This window comes from Yoonia vestfoldensis DSM 16212, assembly GCF_000382265.1.
Classification (GTDB): domain Bacteria; phylum Pseudomonadota; class Alphaproteobacteria; order Rhodobacterales; family Rhodobacteraceae; genus Yoonia; species Yoonia vestfoldensis.
This window is the reverse complement of the sequence record NZ_KB908003.1, coordinates 1-18061: the sequence shown is the minus strand read 5'-3', so window position 1 is coordinate 18061 and position 18061 is coordinate 1. Positions and strand designations below refer to the sequence as shown.

The window sequence follows — 18061 nt, the reverse complement described above, 5'->3', positions numbered from 1 at the left end:
GCCTTCGCGGCGTCCCCAAAAACACCAGTCGCACCCTCAAGCAGCTGGTCCCGCCACTGTTTGATCTGGTTCGGGTGAACGTCGAAATCCTGTGCCAGCTCGATCAGCGTCTTCTCGCCCTTGATCGCGGCCACGGCCACTTTCGCCTTGAATGCCGGGCTGTGATTCCGGCGCGGTCGTTTTGTCATCATCATCTCCTCGCTTGCAGCATCATGCTGCTGTTGCGCGGAAAATCCACTTATCCCAGTTGTTCAAATTTGCGCAGCCACCTCTGGAAGCGATGGAGTGATAGAGGCGTCTTTGCCAGGATCATGACCGGTCTGGCCGCCGAGCATGGCGAGAGAAAGACTGTGATGATCGACGCAACCTATCTCAAGGCTCACAGGACAGCGACCAGTATGGGCGTGAAAAAGGGGGGCGTGGACGTCTGATCGGGCGCACCAAAGGTGGCATGAACACCAAGCTGCACGCCATCTGCGACAGCAAGGGCCGCCCGCTTGACCTCTTCGTCACGGCCGGTCAGGTCAGCGACTACATCGGCGCGCGGGCATTGCTCAAAGGCTTGCCGCAGGTCAAATGGCTGCTTGGAGATCGCGGATATGACGCTGACTGGTTCAGAGAAGGGTTGAAAGACAAGGGCATACGCGCGTGCATCCCCGGTCGAAAGCAGCGCAAGGTGAGCGTGAAATACGACAAGCGTCGCTACAAGAGCCGCAACCGCATCGAGATCATGTTCGGCAGACTCAAAGACTGGCGAAGGGTCGCAACACGGTATGATCGCTGCCCGAAGGTCTTTCTCTCCGCCATCGCGCTCGCGGCAATCGTTATCTATTGGCTATGAGTCCTGACCCTAAGTACTTTGCGGCCGATGCGAAGCGCGCAGCGTCATCGAGCCTAGCATCTATGGGAGACTGTTGCATTAACGAAGGCATTTGGCCACGATCATGCTTTTGAGCTCGAGCATACCACAAACAGCGTGTCACATCATGTCTCGCGTTGCCTGTGAAATACCCCATCTTTACGGCCCCGGCAGCGCAGTATTCTACCGATACAAGACCGAACGCGCGTGGTCGCAGCGATTTAACCCGCGTGATCTTGCCTGATCCCCGCATCCGCAAGCTGCTCTGGATCTGGCAGGTCGCGCAGATCCTGCAGCCCGAACGCCACGAGGAACCGCTCGGTGGTGACAAACGTGTAGGGTGCGCCGCGCTGCGGCGATCGGGGTCCGGTGGCGATCAGCCCTTGGCCGTGCAAGCGTCCGATCAGATCGCGGCTGATCTCCTTGCCGAAGATCTCTTTGAGCCCGTCGCGCGTCACCGGCTGCTGATAGGCGATTGCGGCCAGCACAGCGATGTCGAATTCGCGCAGATCGAGCATCTGGTCGCCCACATCCGCCGCCGCCCGGATGACGGGGGCGTAGGTGGGCCGCGTCCGGAACATCCACCCACCGGCCACCTCCGCGATCTCAAATGCCCGCCCCGTAAGCTCGGCGCCAAGATCTGCGACCAGCAGATCGAGCGAGGCCTTCTGCCCAACCACGCGAGCCAAGTCTTCGCGCGACACCGGTGCGGCAGAGGCGAACAGCACCGCCTCGATCCGCCGCATCCATTCGCGCCAGCGCAAATCCGGTGGCAGGTCGGCCAGTTCGCGGTCCAACGGAGCATCACCCTGAGCCCGCGCCATCCCTACACCCCGTAAAGGCGGAACGTGTCGCGGCCCGTCAGTTCGCGCACGGCACCAAGGTCCACCAGCCGGTCACACAGGCGCCGGGCAGCCCGATCGGGCAACGGCAAGACCGCCGGTGCCACTGCGTCGGAGGTCAAAAACATCGCGACAGCATCCGCGGCCTTCTTTGCGCGCAGCTTTGGCGCAACCGCATGCAATCGCGCGACCCGCCGCGCCAGATCGGAGGCCACCGGAAATATGTCGACAGCAGATGCCATCACCGCGCGGTGGCAGGCCTGCTGCAAATCATCGCCGCGCTTGCGCAGATCGGCGCGTTTCACACCAGTCGCGAGCAAGGGCACCAGATGATCCCAACCGAGCGCCTGCGCCAATGCCGCATCCGCCAACATCAGCGCCGCAACTTCTGCGCGCGGCACTTCTGTCAGCACGGCTTCCAGCACCGCCGCGGCACGGGTAACCGGCGCACCCTGCCCCGCATCAAGCCACAGCGCAATGTGATCGGGGGCATATGCAGGCAGGGCCCGATGCAATGCAGCAAGTGAGACTGGCCGCCGCACGGCCCGCTGCCACGCCAGATAGGTTTCCCCGGCTGGCCCAGGCAGATCACCGGGGCGCAAAAGATGTACCGCGTCGCGCAACGCCCCTGCCCGCTCCGAACGCCCGGACAACGCCAGACAGACCTCGGCTGCGCGCAACGCCAGACGGTCCCGCAGCAATTCCGGGGGCACCGCCGCATGACCCAGCACCATCTGCAGGTGGGCCAAGGCTGCACCTGACAAAAAGGCCGCATCCTCAAGGGTCTGCGCGTAGAGTCCGCCAATCCAGGAAGGCGCCCTTGGGATCGCGGGCGGGTCGAAAGGCTGGCGGGCGGTGGCTGTCTGCATCGCATTAGCCATAGCGCATCACGGCGCTTTATACCATGATAATTGTATAGAAGCGCCTCATCTTGCAATCAGTCAGTATGTCCAATAAGTTTGCATTATCGGACATCATAAGATATGCTTCAGCATAGTCTAAACATTAGCGCATTCTTGGGGGAAAAATGGACTCTGGGGACGACAGGCTCACATCATCGGACCCTAATAGGATCAATGATGCTCAGGTTGACGAGAGAGATCAGGAGAAAAGCGATGGGATCGCCCTGCCCTCTCATGTTGCCGGTTCAAGCGCACTCGACCGGCTGGTCGACACGGCCCGCGACTATGCCCGCGCTGCGGCGTCGGACAATACCCTGAAGGCCTATGCCAAGGACTGGGCGCATTTTGCACGCTGGTGTCGAACGAAGGGAGCGGAGGCCATGCCGCCATCCTCAGAAATGATAGGCCTCTACCTTGCCGACCTCGCGTCCGGGTCGGGTCTCTCCCCTGCCCTATCGGTCAGCACCATCGACCGGCGACTCTCGGGCCTCGCCTGGAACTATGCGCAACGGGGCTTCACTCTTGATCGCAAAAACCGGCACATCGCGACGGTGCTGGCGGGGATCAAACGCAAACACGCGCGCCCTCCCGTGCAAAAAGAGGCGATCCTGGCGGAGGACATCCTCGCGATGGTCGCTACTCTACCCTTCGACCTGCGGGGGCTGCGCGATCGCGCCATCCTGCTGATCGGCTTTGCCGGTGGCATGCGGCGCTCAGAAATCGTCAGCCTTGATGTTCACAAGGACGACACCCTCGACAGTGGTGGCTGGATCAATGTCCTTGATGACGGCCTGCTCATCACTTTGCGCGGCAAGACCGGCTGGCGGGAGGTGGAGATCGGACGCGGTAGCAGCGATCATACCTGCCCGGTCCATGCGCTCGAACAATGGCTGCACTTCGGACGCATCGACTTCGGTCCGATCTTCGTCGGCACCGCGCGCGATGGCAAGAAATCGCTGGATTCACGACTGAACGACAAACATGTCGCAAGACTGATTAAGCGGTGCGTGATAAACGCTGGCATCCGATCCGAGCTATCTGAGAAGGAGCGTCTGACGCTGTTCTCCGGCCACAGCCTACGCGCTGGCCTCGCCAGTAGCGCCGAAGTCGATGAGCGTTACGTGCAAAAGCAGCTCGGCCACGCCTCAGCGGAGATGACCCGCCGATACCAGCGCCGCCGCGACCGGTTTCGCGTCAATCTGACCAAGGCGGCGGGCTTGTGAGGCAGATCACACGTCTTCGTTCTCTAACGCCGTCAGCGCCGCCAGATGACGCGGTAGATCACTGCGCGCGTGTAGGATATCAACGATGACGACTTCGTCGGGACGGTCCAGGAAAATCAGGAAATGCTCCCCTGCCCTTACGAACCGCAGGTCATCGGCCTCATCCACGAGGACTGAGCAACTCCGGCTGTGCGCCTGCCCGCTCAGGATCCCTTCACAGCGGTTGAGCAATTCTGACTCGTAAAGCTCTGCTTGGCGCAGTCCGAAATTCTCGATCGTCCATTTTGCTATTTCGGTGAGGTTGGCTTCCGCTCGACGGGTCAGCCGGAAGGATCGGCTCATGAACGCGCGCGAGCAGTCGCAAAGGCCCTACGTATCGCATCATTGCCACTGCCTTCCGCAAGATCACCCGCTTTGGCCTGCGCCAGACCTTCAAGTAGACCTTTCCGGATCCCAGCTAGCTGTGCTTCTTCCTGCTCGAGCAGCCTTAGGCCAGCGCGCATCGCTTCGCTTACATTCTGGTAGCGCCCGGACGCCACCAATGCTTGAACCAGATGGTCTTGAGTTTCGGTCAAGACAACGTTGCGTGTCACCATGGGTCGGTCCTCCTTTATTGGCAATATATGCCAATATGCAGTTTTGGTCAACGTAACCTGTTATTGATCCGCAACCAGCCCATCAGGCAGTCACTCCTCGAGGCGTTATCAATCGGTCGTTTATTAGCGATACATGAAACTGCAAAAAGACTGTTTTGATGCCCTTAATCGGCTACGCCCGCGTTTCAACCGAGGATCAGACCCCCCTGCCCCAGTCGCAGGCCCTGAAATCCGCGGGTTGTGCCGAGATACATGAGGAACAAGCCTCTGGCGGCAATCGTGCGCGGCCAGTCCTCGCGCGCGTGTTGGAGCGCGTGACCAAGGGCGACACGCTGGTTGTCGTGCGCATTGATCGTCTGGCGCGGTCGCTGTCGCATCTGCTGGAGGTGATCGAGCGGCTTGAGGCGAAGGGTGCTTTCTTCCGCTCGATCCAGGACCCCATCGACACCGGATCCCCGCAGGGCAAGTTCACGCTGCAGGTTCTGGGGGCCGCGGCCGAGTTTGAACGCGCCCTGATCCGGGAACGCACGAAGGCCGGCTTGGCGAGCGCAAGGACCAAAGGACGCGTGGGCGGCAATCCGGGCCTGCGCGCGCGAGACCCTGCTGCTCTTCGCAAGGTGCGGCTGGCGCGACAGGACGGTTACATGGAGCGTCTGAATGAGACCGCGCAAGACTGGGTGCCCCATGTGCGCCGGTTGCGCCCCGACTTGGCCTGGGAGGACGTGTTGCGGATCATCAACGGCCCCTTACCCGAGGCGCGTCGCTGGACCCAAAGCCGCCTAATACGCGCTGTGAAGGCCTATGTCCGCGACGGCTTCCTGCCTGCCGAGGTTCTGGCCCGCGCCGGGCGCCGCGAAACGGACGACCGCCTGCCCGCCATCATCGCCGGCATTAAGGGTACGGACCCCGACATCACGCTTCAGGCGATTTGCACCCGGCTGGAAGCGATGCGCGAGCGCACACCCCGCGGGCGGACAAGCTGGCAGCCTTCGTCGGTGAAAATGCTATTGGAGCGGGCCGAGAAACTGGGGTTGCTTGAGTGACCTTTGGGAATCAGATTCGTTCAGAAGTAGAGAAAGGTCCCTATGGTTATCGCGTATATCTTGGGTCACCACGCCAATGGCACCACAAGCAGTTGTTGAGACGCAGGGAGGAGACGGCGTAAGTTATTGTATTATGTGTATTTTTTTCTGCGGGACCGCCGTGTCCGAGAAATCTCTTGCCCGTCAAGGCTTTTAGTGACATTTTTCCAGAAGAACGCAAGCCATCAGTTTCGGTCGGTTTCGCGTTCTTTCTCAAATTAGACCCGAAACACGGGCAGCGAGACGAGCATGAACGAGCAGCGGATTCGAATGGATCAAAAGATCCAGGCCATGGCAACACGTCTGAGTAAGTCGCTCGATGTGAACATGCGCAAGTCCTTTCTACCAGATGAGCGAAAGGCCTTGCGGCGTTTCAGTTCAACAGAGGTTGCCCAAGTCCTTGGGGTCAGCCAAGACTTTCTAAGGAAGATGTTCTTCGAAGACAGGCTCAATCTAGGCGAGATCGAGACAGACGCCCGCGGCCGTAGGTTCTACACGGCAGAGCAAATCGACATCGCCCGTCATGAGATTGCAGCGTCAAGCACAAAGTTCCATCACATCGTACCTCGCCGCCGAGATGGGGAGCAAATCCAGATCATCTCTATCGCCAATTTCAAAGGCGGAGCGGGCAAGACGACAACGGCAATTCATCTGGCACAAAAACTGGCCCTAGATGGATACCGAGTCATGGCAATTGACCTAGACCCTCAGGCATCCATGACCACCATGTTCGGTTTCCGGCCGGAGCTAGATTTTCCTGAAGTAGGCACCGTCTATGATGCCCTTCGCTATGAGGATCCCGTCCCTTTCCGAGATATTTTGCTCAAGACATACTTCCACAATCTTGACCTGGCACCGGCCGGTTTGCTTTTGTCCGAGTTCGAAACGGAAACTGCACATGCCCTTCGGAACAACATCCGTCCGCCGTTCTATCAGAGGCTTGCCCTGTGCATAAATGAGGTCGAAGCCGACTACGACGTTGTCGTCATCGACTGTCCTCCCCAGCTCGGATTTACGACACTCTCTGCCTTGGTTGCATCAACTTCGCTGATCGTGACTGTCATCCCGAGCATGCTTGATGTGGCCTCTATGGCGCAGTTCCTGCAGCTCACGTCCAGCCTAATGGCAACAATCGCAGATGTAGGTGCTTCTCCAGACTGGGACTTCATGCGATTCCTGATCACACGCTTTGAGCCGAATGACGGCCCCCAAACACAGATGGCAGCTTTTCTTCGGACAATGTTCACCGATGATGTACTCACACAGCCATTCCTGAAGTCTTCTGCTGTTTCGGATGCGGGCCTTACCCAACAGACGCTCTACGAAATTGCAAGATCCGATTTTCACCGGCAGACCTATGATAGGGCAATTGAATCCATCAACGGGGTCGTTGACGAGGTTGAAGGTCTTATCGGGACCGCATGGGGGCGCAAATAATGGCCCGCAAAGTTACATTCGACATTCCTGACGACGAGGAAAAAGTGGAAGATCCCTCCTTTTCCTCCACCCAAGCCCAGTCCAGAGCCCCTGCCCTTTCCGGCATGGCCCGTTCCCTTCAAGATGCAGCACAATCTTCCATTCAGGAGATCAGTACGGATCTGATCGATGACTCTGAGTTCAAGGATCGTCTTTCACTAGATGACGATCAAGAGATCCGGGAACTTGCCGGGAGTATCGAGAAACAAGGCCAGCTAATCCCAATACTCATCAGCCCGACAGGACGCCGATACAGGGTAATCTACGGGCGTAGACGTCTCGCAGCGCTTCGCCTGATCGGAAAGCCAGCAAAGGCCCTGATCAGATCCCTCGATGAAGATCAGGCTATTCTTGCTCAGGGACAAGAAAACAGCTTCCGCAAGGACCTTAGCTGGATCGAAAAGGCCCTATTCGCACGTTCTCTCCTGGATTCCGGGAAAGATGAAGGATTGGTCTGTGATGCCCTGAATATCGACCAGAAGGCGCGGCGCGGCGGGGCTAAGCTCACCGGCCTCGCCCGGATGAAGCAAGTCACATCCTGCATTCCCACAGAGATCATAGAAGCAATTGGACCTGCCTCGGGGGTTGGTCGTGATCGCTGGTATGCGGCTGCGAAATCCTACGAAAGCCTCGGGTTTCCGGCCGGAAACCAGAACTTCACGGCAGAAATTTTGAAATCCAAAGATGCCGGGAACGGTTCGGACAAGCGATTCGCCACCTTTGAGGTAATGATGCGGAGGCAAAAACCTCCTTCCCTCTCAGCGATCGCGACAGACTACGGCTCTGTAAAGATCACCAAAAGGAACGTGGTCATTACCGTTAAGAGCAGTGAAAACGGACTTCATGCATGGATATCAGAGAACCCGAAGGCCGCCTTAGCGGCTTTGGCTGCCGCGCGAGCGGCGGACAAGAGTGCGGGTATGAGTGCCACAATCGACACCAACGAGGTGGATAGGAGCCAAACCGTCCTGCCGAAGCCCACAAGTGGTGATCCTGACGATTTTTCAAATTTGGCCGCCCCGACATCGGAGGATCTCGACGTCGAGGACACGTAACCAAAGACAACAAAAACAGAGCCGAAAGGAGGACACGTCAGAAAAGGAAAGACCCCCCGAAAGCAACGCTTCCGAAGGGCCTCAATTAGCTTCGACACCTGATTGATACCCCGAAGGCGAATCGATTTCAACACCGTTCGCGGTGAACGGGGAAGCTTTTTCTGTCAAAATCATCATGAGACAGGTATTTTCTCACACCCCCGCCTTGGCGGAACGATCTTCTGTACTCAGTACAAACCCGTACAGGGTCATCGAACCGATCCGAGTGCTTCGCAAAGAACTCGGGCTAACACCAAATGATCTAGTAACGCTTCAGGCCTTGATCAGCTTCATGCCGAAGAAGGCTGGACAAGCGGCTTCAATGACCATTGTCTTCCCCTCAAACGCGTCCTTGTCGGAGCGAACGAACGGCCTGAACGAGAGAACGATCCGGCGGTGTATCGGACACCTCGTGGATGCGGGGCTGATCCGCCGCCGGGATAGCGCAACCCGGAAGCGGTTCCCTCTTCGCTACGGTGGATTGATCAGAGATGCATTTGGCTTCGATTTGCAGCCAATGTTTGAACGGGAAAGAGAGCTCACCGAACACGCAGAACAGCTTGTGGACGATCAGGAAAAGCTACGGTCACTTAAGGCCGAGGCACTGGCTCTTCGTGTCGAAGCTCTGCGTCAAGCAAAGGATGAGGAGACAGTCTCGTTTCTCCAAAAAGTGCGCAACATCCTACGGCGTGCCACTCTGAAAGCCGAAGAGATCATAGAACTCATCAAGAAATTGGCAGAGTTGACCGGAGTAGAAATCAAAGAGTTTCCGGCCGGAAACCACGACGCTCACGCACTGATGCCCGACGAAATGTCCGGCGACGACGGACAAAATGTCCGGCACGTAGAACCCACAAGATTGAATATAAAAAAGGATGCGATAGGTGGTCACACCAGCTCTGATTACCGGGAACGAGGAGACCCAACCACTATGGCTTGGGAAGACCTAAAAAACGTGTCAGAGTTTTTCCCCAATGAACCAAGAGACCATCAATCGGTTATAAGGATTTTGGCAGACGTAGGGAAGTTGCTAAGAATAGGACAAGACAAAATCTTAAAACATCTCAGAGAACACGGCCCAGGACGGCTTCTTCTTGCACTCGACGAGATGCTCCTGAGGGCCAGCTCAGGGCATGTGAGAAATACCAACGCCTACTTGGACGCAATGATGAGGCAAGGAATGTGATAGCAAACTTGCAACGAGATGGGCATTACCGACCACTATCAAGGAAGCCAATGACGGCGACACTTAGCAACCTCCATACGGAAAAGCGTCAACACCGCGGTGGTCAGAGAATCAACACGAATCTTTATGAACATCAAGATGACGGCGCGCTAAGCAAGCTTTCTTACATCCGGGACAGTCGGCCTTCGTCATCCACAACGTCAAGTCTGCATCCTTCGCCAGTCCAGCGCCACAGGACAATATTATTGTCTACCGCCGATGTGCCCTTAGCAAAGCTTCGGATCAGAAGGCCCGCAAAGCCGTCAGTGATGAGACTGGCGGCAAAGTCCTGCGTCGGAACAGTTTGCCCATCGAGCATTCTTGCGCGCCAGCCCGGATCTGCGAGTGTGCCTTTTGTCATGCCGTATTGTGCAACTGCGTCTGCGTCTCGGGTATCAAAAATAGGGCCAAGATCGGCAGCGTAGGACACAAGCATCGTGGGCTGCAGGCTTCCGACCTGGTTTGCTTCGCGCAACGCCGTGGTTGGATCGAGCGCGGTGTAGAGGGCCGGGGTGCCCTTCGCGTTGAATCGCCCTCCATAGAGTTCAGCACCACGCCCGGAGAGAGGTTCACGCGCATAGACAGGGTTGAGGGCGCGGTAGAGCGGACCTGCATAACGCCCAGCCGTAAGAGGCATCAGGCGAAGACGCCTGCGTCGACCGCGTCTATGTATTCTAGAACCTGCTGCGCCTTGCCGTCCTGTACCAACTGCATCGCGGTCTGGCCGTCAAACCCGGGCAGGGGCTCTGAACGATACCAGGCATAAGCCATCAGTTCCGACCCGAACCGTGGCTCGACCTTATTGAGCACTTCGACCAGTTCGCGCAAACGGCGCTGTGTTTTGTCCGAGCTGATACGGCTCCGCCGCTGCATGGCATCCTTGCCAAGACCAACCGTCATTGCGATCTCCTCTGCCGAGGTGCGCAACGCTGCTGCGATCTTACGCGGCTCAAACTGGCCGCCTTCTGCAAAGTTTGTGATGTGCATAACATTACCCCCATACAGCTATTATGACGGTACATAGCGGCAATATTGTTGAATATCAAGTCAACAGCCGTGAACTCCGCGCTTCTCCCAAGGGATCCATGTCCCGACAACGCGCACATCTTGGAAAATGCCGCAGGTCTTGGTGCTTTGAGCACTGCCTGAGACGTATATTTGAAGAAGCTTCCAGCCCTGTCGGTTCTGCCCGCCAAAAAGAGAAAGTGTCCTTCGGGTTTTGTGACTGACGGATGAGGGCCTTTGGGGTCCCTCAGATGGGTCCGGGCCGGATTCCGGTCTGCCGTTCCGGAAGAAGGGCATTCCTATGCAAACAGGTGTCTTGCGCGTGTTGCGCGCGACCGCTGCCTCGTGGTGGCGACACAAGGAACTACGCCGAACCGGCCAGACGGGGCAGGCACAGCGGCTCGAACGCGAAACCGTCCTGCGTGATCTCGGCTATCTCAGGCAGGCGGCGACATTGCCAAACGCGCATGTGATCTGCGGAGAGGGCGGAACTTTCCTCCATCTCGGTTGGACCACCGTGTCCACGCTCGCGCCGATCGAGCGCTTTCCCTTGGCCGCACTTGCGGTCGCACGAGGGACGCCGTTCATCGATATCCGACCCGTCACAGATGTCATCGCCTTCGCGAACCTACCGCGCGTGACGCGGGACGGATCGGTCGACCCTGGCCATTCGGGTGCCGGCAGGTCTGTCTCGCTGACCACCTACATCGACATGGTCGAAAAGCTCGGTGCGAGGATCCTCAATGATCCGCGGCCCCGTCAGTCAACCTGAGCCCCAATCTTCTCACCAACACTCGAAAGGACGCCAACCATGGCACGATCCCGCACGCCCAAATTCGATGCCTCCGAGGTCATCACGAACGAAATCATCCGCATCATCGAGCGTGGCGTTCTGCCGTGGCGCAAGCCCTGGACGGCCGGTGGCAGCTCTCGTCCCCTGCGTGTGGGCGGTGAACCCTACCAAGGGGTGAACAACTTCCTGCTGACCATGCGGACGGTGATGGTAGGCCATAGCTCGCCCTTCTGGATGACCATTCCGCAGGCGAATGCCCTCGGCGCAAAGGTGCGCAAGGGCGAGAAGTCCTCCGTCGTGGTGTATTATGGCCAAAGTCGGAAAAACGCGGGCGGCGAGGATGACCAGGGGGAGAACGATCATCGCTCCGAGGAGGCCCGCATCTTCCGCTTCCAGAAATCCTATCGCGTTTTCAATGCCTGCCAGATCGAGGGCCTGCCCGACAGCTTCTACCCCGACCCTGAGCCCGCGCCCGAGCATCCGCCGTCCGAGCCCATCCCGCAGATGCAGGCGTTCTTCGACACCATCGACATTACGACCGTCTTCACGGGGACGAAAGCATACTACCTGCCGCCGGTGGACAAGGTTTACATGCCATCCATCACACGGTTTCAGGACCCGCGACATTTCTACGGGGTCTGGGCACATGAGCTTGCTCATGCCACGAAGGCCCCGCATCGGCTGAACCGAGATTTCGGGCTCTCAAAGTTTGGCAATACATCTTACGCGCGCGAGGAGATCGTGGCGGAGTTGACCTCCTGCTTCCTGGGACAGGAACTCGGCTTCACGGCGCATACGCTCGAGATGAACGCGGCGTATCTTTACAACTGGCTGCGCGTTCTGCGCTCCGACAAGACTGCGATCTTCAAGCATGCGGCAGACGCGCAGCGCGCTTGCGACTACCTGATCGCCCGATCGGAAGCGGGCAGGGCAGGGGGCAGCGCTGAGGCCGCCTGACCCGCCAGAAAACGGAGATCCCCATGTCACGCAAGGAACCAAAAACGCTTAGGTAGCCTGCTTTGAAGATGGCCGCCGCAAGATCATCACCTTCGAACGCGGTGCCTATTGGTGGAGCACGTCCGAGGGCGCCTATCCTCTCTCGGCAGGGCTCGAGAGCATCAAGGAACAGGGCGGCTGTGGGTCGAAACCATCCCCAACCCGAACTACAGACCTAGAGGGCTGTTCGGGTAAGGCGCCTTTGGCCTCAATTCATCCGCCAAGCAGAAAAGTGAAAGCGGGCTTTGGGAAGGGTGTTTCAACTTCTCAAAGGAGATCCTCATGACCAGTACCGCTCAATCCCAGACAGACCGTCCGAATCCGACCGTGATCGCTGCGCAGAACGACGCGTTTCGCAAGCTCGCGTGCCTTGGAGTGCCGCCCGCGCAGCCCATCCAGGGCCGGATGCATGTCACCCGCTCGCTCATGGAGGCCGATGACGGCTTCATGGACGAGGCGGTGAAGGCCACCGGTGAGTTTGCCACCTTCGAGCCTGAGAATGACCCCGAAGGCTGGCATGATTTTGGCGCGGTTGAGATCCGGGGCGAGACCGTGTTCTGGAAAATCGATCTCTATGAAGCGGATTCCGATTTCCGCTACGGGGCTGAAGCCCCGGACAATCCCGCTACGACCATGCGCGTGCTGACCATCATGCTGTCGCGCGATTGGTAGAAGGGCAGGGGACTCCTCTACCTGACATCTGAGACGATGAAGGCCCGCTGCCCCTCAAAAGGCAAAGCGGGCCTTCTGTCGTTGTGATCCCCGAAGCCGGGGATTGGTCACGCGCGAGCGCGCGGGCCGCATCTTACCCACCTGGAAGGACATCCCATGACCACAAGTTTCACCCCTCTCACCGTCGCGATTGGCGATCTGACAGCGCACCCCGCCAATGTGCGGGGCAATTCCCCGGAGACCTATGACCCCGAGAACATCGCGCATCTCAAAGCCAGCATCGCTGTTCTGGGTCTGCTCCAACCGCTGCTCGTCCAGAAGCTCGACGGCAAATACGCTGTGCTCGCCGGCGGCCGACGCCATGCCGCGCTGAAGGAACTGGTCGCGGACAAGGCAGCCAAAGGATTTGCCGCAAAGACCAAGGTGGACTGCCGCCTTGTGCCGGAGGACTGTGACGTCACCACGGCGCTGTCGCTCGCCGAGAACGTCACCCAGGCGCCGATGAACGCCATCGACGAGTTCGAGGCTTTCGCCCGAATGATGGAGGTCGACGGCCAGACGCCCGAGACGATCGCCAAGACCTTCGGCACGACGGTTGTCGCCGTCAAAGGCCGGTTGCGCTACGGCCTGATCCACCCCGACATCCGCGCTGCGGCCCGGGCCAAGACAATCACGCTCGACACGATGAAGGCCTTTGCCGAGCACCCGAGCCAGGAGGCGCAGCGCGAGGTCTTCGAGGCGCTCACGAAAGACGGCGGCTATCTGCAGGCCTACACTGTCCGTCAGGCGCTCAAATCCCGCGGTGTGCAGGTCAGCGATGATATCGGAGCTTTCGTGCGTGAAGACTACGAGGCACGCGGCGGGGCGATCGCGTCCGATCTGCTGGAAGAGCATTCCGTGCTCGAGGATGCGGCTCTGGTCGAGACCATCCTGCTCGAGAAACTCACTGCCGCTGCCGAGGAGGCCCATAGGAGGCTGGGCTTTGCCTGGGCCGATGCGATGGTCCGCTACGATTACGCAACCATGGCCGACTATGGCCGCGTCTATCCTGGCCCGATCGAACCGGATGAGGCCGCCCAGAAGCGCGTGGATGAGATCACCGCCGAGCTCGAGAGGTTGCAGCTCGAGATGGAGGATGAGGGGCTCGAAGACGACGCCTACAACGCCCTTTACGAGCGCGTGGACACCTTGGAAGAGGAAGCCCGCGACCTGCAGGAGGCCTACAGCGCCGAGGACCTGGCGCGGTCTGGGGTGATTGCGTCATGGCAAGGTGGGCAGATCACGCTCCATGTTGGCCTTGTCCGCCCGGAGGACACCGTCAAAGCTGAAACCACGCGCAGTGCCTCAGGTAACACGACGGGGGAGGAGGCCCCGGACGCCGGCGAGATCACCTACCCGGCCTCTCTGGCCGAGGACCTCAAGACCGAGCGTGCCATGGCGCTCGGGGCCGCGATGGCGCTGCATCCGGAGGCCACGCTCGATCTGACGCTCTTCAAGCTTGTGAGCGACGTTCTGGCCAGCGGCATGAGTGTCACGCAGGCGATCAAGGTCGAGGCTCGCAAGGAATACCGCAGCCATGCCAAGATGGACGAGATCGACGAAACCTCGCTCGAACAGGCGGCGGTGGCGCATGACGCGCTTGATCTGGCCTGGCTCGATGACGCCCGTTCTCCAGCGGATCAGTTCGCGGCGTTTCGCGCGCTGGAGGCAGGCGAGAAGGCCAAACTCGTCGCCTATGCGACCTCCAGCACCACGCAGTCCTGTTTTGCCCGGGACCGGCAGCGTGACAGCCTGATGCATGAGTTCGAGATCGAGATCATGCCCGACATTCGCGCGTATTGGACGCCGAACGCAGCGCTGTTCAATCGCTTCAAGAAGGCCTGGCTCCTGAAGATCCTCGGCGAGGATCTGGGCCTCGCCCAGGAGGCGGTGACACTGGCCTCTTCGAGCAAGAAGGAGATCGTCGCCTTCTGCGACAAGCTCTTCGCCGAGCCATTCGCCACGCTCACGGATGCGCAGCGCGCTGCCGTGGCCGCCTGGTGCCCGCCGATGATGCAGACCGCAGGTGTCGCCTGTGATGAGACGGCGCCCACTGCCGAAACCCCCGACCCTGACAGCGAGGTGGCGCAAGCGGCCTGACGCATCAAGTGACCCGCGCGAGGCGCAATGCCCGTGCGGGGCGACCCTCCCACACTCAACCGAAAGACATCCCCATGGCTATTCTCAAGTTCTCTGCGTCCGCCGTCGCGGCGCAAATCGCACATGCGCGCGCCTGCAAAACCTTCCTGCCTAACTGGAACGGGCCCATTGATCGCCCCGCCCTGATCCTCATCGTCGGCAATGGTGTGCATCTGCGCTCGAACGGCATCGATGGCACGACCACCCGCATCGTCACCACCGAACAGGCCGATCCCTCCTTCGCCTTCGCGAACGGCATGAACCCGTTTCGGGACACCGACTGGATGGCGCAGCGCCGCATGGCGTTTCGCGGTCTGACCGGCCAGTTCTACACCGACATCCTAGATGACGTGCAGTTGCTCATCGACCGGGGGCAGGGGGCCATCCGGCTGGCCACCGATGGCCACAGCATCCGCGTCTTCGTACGCCGGGCCTCGGATTATCTCATCGGCGGGACCTACGAAGTGCCCTCGGGCCTCGGCGGCACCTTTCGGGTCATCCTCAAGGATGCCTGCGACACCTTCGCGATCGTGCAGAACTGCGGCAATTGCGAGGATTTCGATGCCATGCAGCCCTACCGCGTGCCGCTCGATGCGCTGATGGAGATTGATGATCGGAGGGCGGCCTGATGGGTTGGCTCTTTTACACCGACCGCCGCGTCCAGACATATGCGGATGAGAAAGCGGAAATCACCCGGCTCTGCACCTTCGAGGGCGACACGCGCAAAACCGAATTGGTCAAAGCCTGCAAGGTCGGCTCCACCTGGTATGCGGCGGCAAGGGTCACCAATCGCGACGGCACCCCTGTCGAGGACGCGACCTATGTCATGGATACGGATGGTTCCATCACTTTCGGGGCTGTCTTCCTCACCCGATACGATGACGGGTGCTGGGGCTACAAGGACATGGAGGAAAGCGCTGGCCCGAACGAGTCTCGTGCTCCCCTTGGGCTGATCGAGCTCCTCTCCTACCTGAAAGACGAGGGCAGCTACGCCCATGCCTGGCGCCAGCGCTGCCGGGACTGGGCGTCGATCCCGGATTACGAGGAAGGCGACAAGATCAAGCTCGCAGCACCTGTGACGCTCACCGATGGCAGCACCTGCCAGATTGTCACCGCGACGCACTACAGGCGGGGTCGGCAAAAGCGGCGTTGTTACCGCATCGAGGAAACCGGCGGGCTCGTGCGCCTGTCGAAAGCCACGCTTGCGGGCTCGGAGCTGCTCAGCTCCGCGAAGGGCGCGGCAAGCCCGGTGCTGGCGGAGTATCTCGCGGGGCGAGATTAGGTCCTGCGCCGGACGGTTGATCGGCTTGCCCGGCGAGAGCAGATCCTGCGGCTTATCTTGACAAGGCAATGCAAATGCATTACCGATCGAGTGCAGCAAAGCACCTTTTTTCAGGAGACTGCCATGACAGCGCTCGCACAAGATGTATCGAAGCTCACGGATCGGTATCAGACGACCGTGCCGGCGGGTGTGCGCAAGCAGCTCAAGCTGGGCAAGGGCGACCAGATCCGCTACTGCACCGAGCCAAGCGGCAGGGTCTATATCGAGCCCGTGCGCAGCGCAGAGGATGATCCCGCGCTCGGCGCCTTTCTCGATTTTGTCGAGGCCGATATCAAGGCGCATCCGGAACGTGTTCGAGCGTTCGATGGGGCGTTGCATGACCGTCTTGCAGCACTGGTCGGAAACGTCGACGTCGATCTCGATGCGCCGCTATCGCTCGAGGATGAATGAGCGGCGATAGCGTGCCCGCCCAAGCGCCACTCGTCGTAAATGGCTGGTCGATTTATGCGCATCCGCTCTTTCTGGACCAGCTCGAAGGGCTGACCCTCGAGGTCGAGGCGCGCAAGGCCCGCGATCCCAAGACCTGGCAAAAGAAGAACTGCACGAAACGGCTGGCCGCCATCTTCAAGCTGGTCACCGAGGCCATCCCGGCAGATCCGGGTGCCGCGGCCTTCCGGCAAGGCGGTACACTCGGCGATCACCGCAAGCACTGGTTCCGGGCGAAATTCTTCCAGCAGTATCGGTTGTTCTACCGCTTCAACAGCGATGCGAAGGTCATCGTGGTGGCATGGGTGAATGACGACAAGACCCTGCGCGCCTACGGCAGCAAGACGGATGCATATGCGACGTTCAAAGGGATGTTGGAAGATGGTAATCCACCTGACAATTTCGACGCGCTCTTGAAAGAAGCTGCAGCGGCGGACAAGCGGCTCAAGAAATCCCTTGAAGCGGTGCCCGATCAGTAAGTGGGCCAGCTTGCTGTGACCCTTTGGCATTATCGTTTACGACGCCACGCTGGAAGGTGTAGCATCGGCTAATAATACGGTCGGAGAAAGCACAATGAATGAGACGGAAAAGGATGGGCAGCACCTCGGGCTAGAGGAGCAATGCGCGCCTGACCTGACGGGGCACCGTTTCCCATTTGCTGTGCGCGTTGCAGACATGCCCGATAACCTCAACAAGCTGCTGGATATCGGGCTCGAGGAGCATTTCCGTGGCCGCTGAGGCCAATTCGTATGACGTGTGGTTTCGCGTGAAGGTACAGGCCGCGCTGGAGGATGCACGCTCGGGAACATCTCAGGTTCAGGTGATGGAGGCCGCACAGGCATTGATTGATGCGAAGCGGCAGGTCGAACCCAAGTCCTGACCAAGCCTTGGAGGTCAGCGCGGTCTGATCCCGTCACCCTGAAAAGTCAAAGTGGGCTTTTTGTCCTTTGGAACTCAGACCCTGATCCAAAGGAAACCCCCCATGTCCAAGCCCCGCTCAACGCTCCCCAATCCTGTTGAATTCGACGCTAACCTCGCCTCTGCCCTCGCGCAGTGAGGTGCTCCCCATTCCCTGGACAGGATCTGACGCTTTTTAAGCTCTGATTTGCTCCTGCTGATCGGGTTGCGTTGCTTCGATTTGCAGTGAGTAGACCACTGCTGGTGGTCGGCCGCCAAGGGCTTTGTGCGGGCGGCGGTGATTGTAGAACTCCATCCAATTGCGGACACCGGCGCGTGCCTGCGATCCGGTGTCCCAGGCGTGCAGATAGACGCACTCGTATTTCAAAGTGCGCCACAGACGTTCGATGAAGATGTTGTCCAAATAGCGACCCTTGCCGTCCATCGAGATGC

General features: G+C 59.4%; 23 protein-coding genes and 2 pseudogenes. 17 read left to right on the top strand and 8 right to left on the bottom strand.

Annotated elements, in window-relative coordinates; translation table 11 throughout:
* The coding region (locus H147_RS0118530; RefSeq protein ID WP_026352559.1) for a transposase at nt 1-188 on the bottom strand (188 nt) is incomplete at its 3' end.
* A gap of 84 nt (nt 189-272) precedes the next feature.
* On the opposite strand from H147_RS0118530, the pseudogene H147_RS0118520 reads away from it, so the two are divergent.
* Nucleotides 273-841, top strand: a pseudogene (locus tag H147_RS0118520) (IS5 family transposase); the annotation flags it as partial.
* Nucleotides 842-1080: 239 nt separating this feature from the next.
* Here the strand turns inward: H147_RS0118520 and scpB are convergent.
* Together scpB and H147_RS0118510 are read right to left on the bottom strand one after the other, a co-directional pair.
* Nucleotides 1081-1683 carry an SMC-Scp complex subunit ScpB gene (gene scpB / locus H147_RS0118515; protein ID WP_026352689.1) on the bottom strand — a complete coding sequence of 201 codons (603 nt, stop codon included), beginning with the start codon at nt 1681-1683 and terminating at the stop codon, nt 1081-1083.
* Nucleotides 1684-1685: 2 nt separating this feature from the next.
* Nucleotides 1686-2570 (bottom strand): DUF1403 family protein, encoded by an 885-nt coding sequence (locus H147_RS0118510; RefSeq protein ID WP_019956884.1) that lies wholly within the window; start codon nt 2568-2570, stop codon nt 1686-1688.
* Between the two features lie 158 nt (nt 2571-2728).
* Between H147_RS0118510 and H147_RS0118505 the strand changes: the two genes are divergently transcribed.
* Entirely contained in the window at nt 2729-3826 is a 1098-nt protein-coding gene (locus H147_RS0118505) for a tyrosine-type recombinase/integrase (protein WP_019956883.1), read from the top strand.
* Nucleotides 3827-3832: 6 nt separating this feature from the next.
* Here the strand turns inward: H147_RS0118505 and H147_RS0118500 are convergent, their stop codons facing one another.
* Together H147_RS0118500 and H147_RS0118495 are read right to left on the bottom strand one after the other, a co-directional pair.
* Nucleotides 3833-4168 carry a type II toxin-antitoxin system RelE/ParE family toxin gene (locus tag H147_RS0118500; RefSeq protein ID WP_019956882.1) on the bottom strand — a complete coding sequence of 112 codons (336 nt, stop codon included), beginning with the start codon at nt 4166-4168 and terminating at the stop codon, nt 3833-3835.
* Entirely contained in the window at nt 4165-4422 is a 258-nt protein-coding gene (locus tag H147_RS0118495; RefSeq protein ID WP_019956881.1) for a type II toxin-antitoxin system ParD family antitoxin, read from the bottom strand. The genes H147_RS0118500 and H147_RS0118495 overlap by 4 nt, the downstream gene beginning before the upstream one ends.
* A gap of 158 nt (nt 4423-4580) precedes the next feature.
* Here H147_RS0118495 and H147_RS0118490 point away from each other — a divergent pair, with 158 nt between their 5' ends.
* The 4 genes from H147_RS0118490 to H147_RS0118475 all read left to right on the top strand — a co-directional run bounded on the left by H147_RS0118490 (nt 4581) and on the right by H147_RS0118475 (nt 9260).
* Nucleotides 4581-5465, top strand: coding sequence for a recombinase family protein (locus tag H147_RS0118490; RefSeq protein ID WP_019956880.1), 885 nt, complete (start codon nt 4581-4583; stop codon nt 5463-5465).
* Nucleotides 5466-5753: 288 nt separating this feature from the next.
* Nucleotides 5754-6941: a plasmid partitioning protein RepA gene (repA, locus tag H147_RS0118485; protein WP_019956879.1), complete on the top strand. Its 1188-nt coding sequence runs from the start codon at nt 5754-5756 to the stop codon at nt 6939-6941.
* Nucleotides 6941-8035, top strand: coding sequence for a plasmid partitioning protein RepB (gene repB, locus H147_RS0118480; RefSeq protein WP_110571054.1), 1095 nt, complete (start codon nt 6941-6943; stop codon nt 8033-8035). The genes repA and repB overlap by 1 nt, the downstream gene beginning before the upstream one ends.
* A gap of 175 nt (nt 8036-8210) precedes the next feature.
* Complete coding sequence (locus H147_RS0118475) at nt 8211-9260, top strand: helix-turn-helix domain-containing protein (RefSeq protein ID WP_019956877.1); 1050 nt, start codon at nt 8211-8213, stop codon at nt 9258-9260.
* Between the two features lie 163 nt (nt 9261-9423).
* Here H147_RS0118475 and H147_RS0118470 read toward each other — a convergent pair whose 3' ends face one another.
* Entirely contained in the window at nt 9424-9936 is a 513-nt protein-coding gene (locus H147_RS0118470) for an RES family NAD+ phosphorylase (RefSeq protein WP_019956876.1), read from the bottom strand.
* Nucleotides 9936-10286, bottom strand: coding sequence for an MbcA/ParS/Xre antitoxin family protein (locus tag H147_RS0118465; RefSeq protein WP_019956875.1), 351 nt, complete (start codon nt 10284-10286; stop codon nt 9936-9938). The genes H147_RS0118470 and H147_RS0118465 overlap by 1 nt, the downstream gene beginning before the upstream one ends.
* 319 nt (nt 10287-10605) lie before the next feature.
* Here H147_RS0118465 and H147_RS0118460 point away from each other — a divergent pair, with 319 nt between their 5' ends.
* The 11 genes and pseudogenes from H147_RS0118460 (at nt 10606) to H147_RS20115 (ending at nt 17591) form a co-directional block, all read left to right on the top strand.
* Entirely contained in the window at nt 10606-11076 is a 471-nt protein-coding gene (locus tag H147_RS0118460) for a hypothetical protein (RefSeq protein ID WP_019956874.1), read from the top strand.
* 39 nt (nt 11077-11115) lie between these two features.
* Nucleotides 11116-12054 (top strand): ArdC family protein, encoded by a 939-nt coding sequence (locus H147_RS0118455; RefSeq protein WP_019956873.1) that lies wholly within the window; start codon nt 11116-11118, stop codon nt 12052-12054.
* 23 nt (nt 12055-12077) lie between these two features.
* Nucleotides 12078-12288, top strand: a pseudogene (locus tag H147_RS21560) (DUF6330 family protein).
* 87 nt (nt 12289-12375) lie between these two features.
* Nucleotides 12376-12765: a DUF3768 domain-containing protein gene (locus tag H147_RS0118450; protein ID WP_019956872.1), complete on the top strand. Its 390-nt coding sequence runs from the start codon at nt 12376-12378 to the stop codon at nt 12763-12765.
* Nucleotides 12766-12921: 156 nt separating this feature from the next.
* A complete protein-coding gene (locus H147_RS0118445) occupies nt 12922-14904 on the top strand; it encodes a ParB/RepB/Spo0J family partition protein (protein ID WP_019956871.1) in 1983 nt (660 codons plus the stop codon).
* A 74-nt stretch (nt 14905-14978) separates the two neighbouring features.
* On the top strand, nt 14979-15572 hold the full coding sequence (locus H147_RS0118440) for a hypothetical protein (protein WP_019956870.1): 594 nt from the start codon (nt 14979-14981) through the stop codon (nt 15570-15572).
* Complete coding sequence (locus H147_RS0118435; RefSeq protein WP_019956869.1) at nt 15572-16225, top strand: DUF6927 domain-containing protein; 654 nt, start codon at nt 15572-15574, stop codon at nt 16223-16225. The genes H147_RS0118440 and H147_RS0118435 overlap by 1 nt, the downstream gene beginning before the upstream one ends.
* Nucleotides 16226-16348: 123 nt before the next feature.
* A complete protein-coding gene (locus H147_RS0118430; RefSeq protein WP_026352688.1) occupies nt 16349-16675 on the top strand; it encodes a type II toxin-antitoxin system PrlF family antitoxin in 327 nt (108 codons plus the stop codon).
* On the top strand, nt 16672-17190 hold the full coding sequence (locus H147_RS0118425) for a type II toxin-antitoxin system YhaV family toxin (RefSeq protein ID WP_019956867.1): 519 nt from the start codon (nt 16672-16674) through the stop codon (nt 17188-17190). Before H147_RS0118430 ends, H147_RS0118425 begins: the two co-directional genes overlap by 4 nt.
* A gap of 94 nt (nt 17191-17284) precedes the next feature.
* Nucleotides 17285-17449: a hypothetical protein gene (locus tag H147_RS21225; RefSeq protein ID WP_019956866.1), complete on the top strand. Its 165-nt coding sequence runs from the start codon at nt 17285-17287 to the stop codon at nt 17447-17449.
* Entirely contained in the window at nt 17439-17591 is a 153-nt protein-coding gene (locus tag H147_RS20115; protein WP_019956865.1) for an antitoxin PaaA2 family protein, read from the top strand. The genes H147_RS21225 and H147_RS20115 overlap by 11 nt, the downstream gene beginning before the upstream one ends.
* Before the next feature lie 213 nt (nt 17592-17804).
* On the opposite strand, the gene H147_RS0118410 is transcribed toward H147_RS20115, so the two are convergent.
* On the bottom strand, nt 17805-18061 hold a 257-nt coding region (locus tag H147_RS0118410; protein WP_019956864.1), incomplete at its 5' end, for an integrase core domain-containing protein.

Bases quoted from the DNA above. Each gene is read 5' to 3' on its own strand.
- H147_RS0118440 (WP_019956870.1), top strand. From the start codon at position 14,979: ATGGCTATTCTCAAGTTCTCTGCGTCCGCCGTCGCGGCGCAAATCGCA.
- H147_RS0118425 (WP_019956867.1), top strand. From the start codon at position 16,672: ATGAGCGGCGATAGCGTGCCCGCCCAAGCGCCACTCGTCGTAAATGGC.
- scpB (WP_026352689.1), bottom strand. From the start codon at position 1,683: ATGGCGCGGGCTCAGGGTGATGCTCCGTTGGACCGCGAACTGGCCGAC.
- H147_RS0118470 (WP_019956876.1), bottom strand. From the start codon at position 9,936: ATGCCTCTTACGGCTGGGCGTTATGCAGGTCCGCTCTACCGCGCCCTC.
- H147_RS0118430 (WP_026352688.1), top strand. From the start codon at position 16,349: ATGACAGCGCTCGCACAAGATGTATCGAAGCTCACGGATCGGTATCAG.
- H147_RS0118500 (WP_019956882.1), bottom strand. From the start codon at position 4,168: ATGAGCCGATCCTTCCGGCTGACCCGTCGAGCGGAAGCCAACCTCACC.
- H147_RS0118465 (WP_019956875.1), bottom strand. From the start codon at position 10,286: ATGCACATCACAAACTTTGCAGAAGGCGGCCAGTTTGAGCCGCGTAAG.
- H147_RS21225 (WP_019956866.1), top strand. From the start codon at position 17,285: ATGAATGAGACGGAAAAGGATGGGCAGCACCTCGGGCTAGAGGAGCAA.
- repB (WP_110571054.1), top strand. From the start codon at position 6,941: ATGGCCCGCAAAGTTACATTCGACATTCCTGACGACGAGGAAAAAGTG.
- H147_RS0118510 (WP_019956884.1), bottom strand. From the start codon at position 2,570: ATGCAGACAGCCACCGCCCGCCAGCCTTTCGACCCGCCCGCGATCCCA.
- H147_RS0118505 (WP_019956883.1), top strand. From the start codon at position 2,729: ATGGACTCTGGGGACGACAGGCTCACATCATCGGACCCTAATAGGATC.
- H147_RS0118475 (WP_019956877.1), top strand. From the start codon at position 8,211: ATGAGACAGGTATTTTCTCACACCCCCGCCTTGGCGGAACGATCTTCT.
- H147_RS0118455 (WP_019956873.1), top strand. From the start codon at position 11,116: ATGGCACGATCCCGCACGCCCAAATTCGATGCCTCCGAGGTCATCACG.
- repA (WP_019956879.1), top strand. From the start codon at position 5,754: ATGAACGAGCAGCGGATTCGAATGGATCAAAAGATCCAGGCCATGGCA.
- H147_RS0118495 (WP_019956881.1), bottom strand. From the start codon at position 4,422: ATGGTGACACGCAACGTTGTCTTGACCGAAACTCAAGACCATCTGGTT.
- H147_RS0118460 (WP_019956874.1), top strand. From the start codon at position 10,606: ATGCAAACAGGTGTCTTGCGCGTGTTGCGCGCGACCGCTGCCTCGTGG.
- H147_RS0118490 (WP_019956880.1), top strand. From the start codon at position 4,581: ATGCCCTTAATCGGCTACGCCCGCGTTTCAACCGAGGATCAGACCCCC.
- H147_RS0118450 (WP_019956872.1), top strand. From the start codon at position 12,376: ATGACCAGTACCGCTCAATCCCAGACAGACCGTCCGAATCCGACCGTG.
- H147_RS0118435 (WP_019956869.1), top strand. From the start codon at position 15,572: ATGGGTTGGCTCTTTTACACCGACCGCCGCGTCCAGACATATGCGGAT.
- H147_RS0118445 (WP_019956871.1), top strand. From the start codon at position 12,922: ATGACCACAAGTTTCACCCCTCTCACCGTCGCGATTGGCGATCTGACA.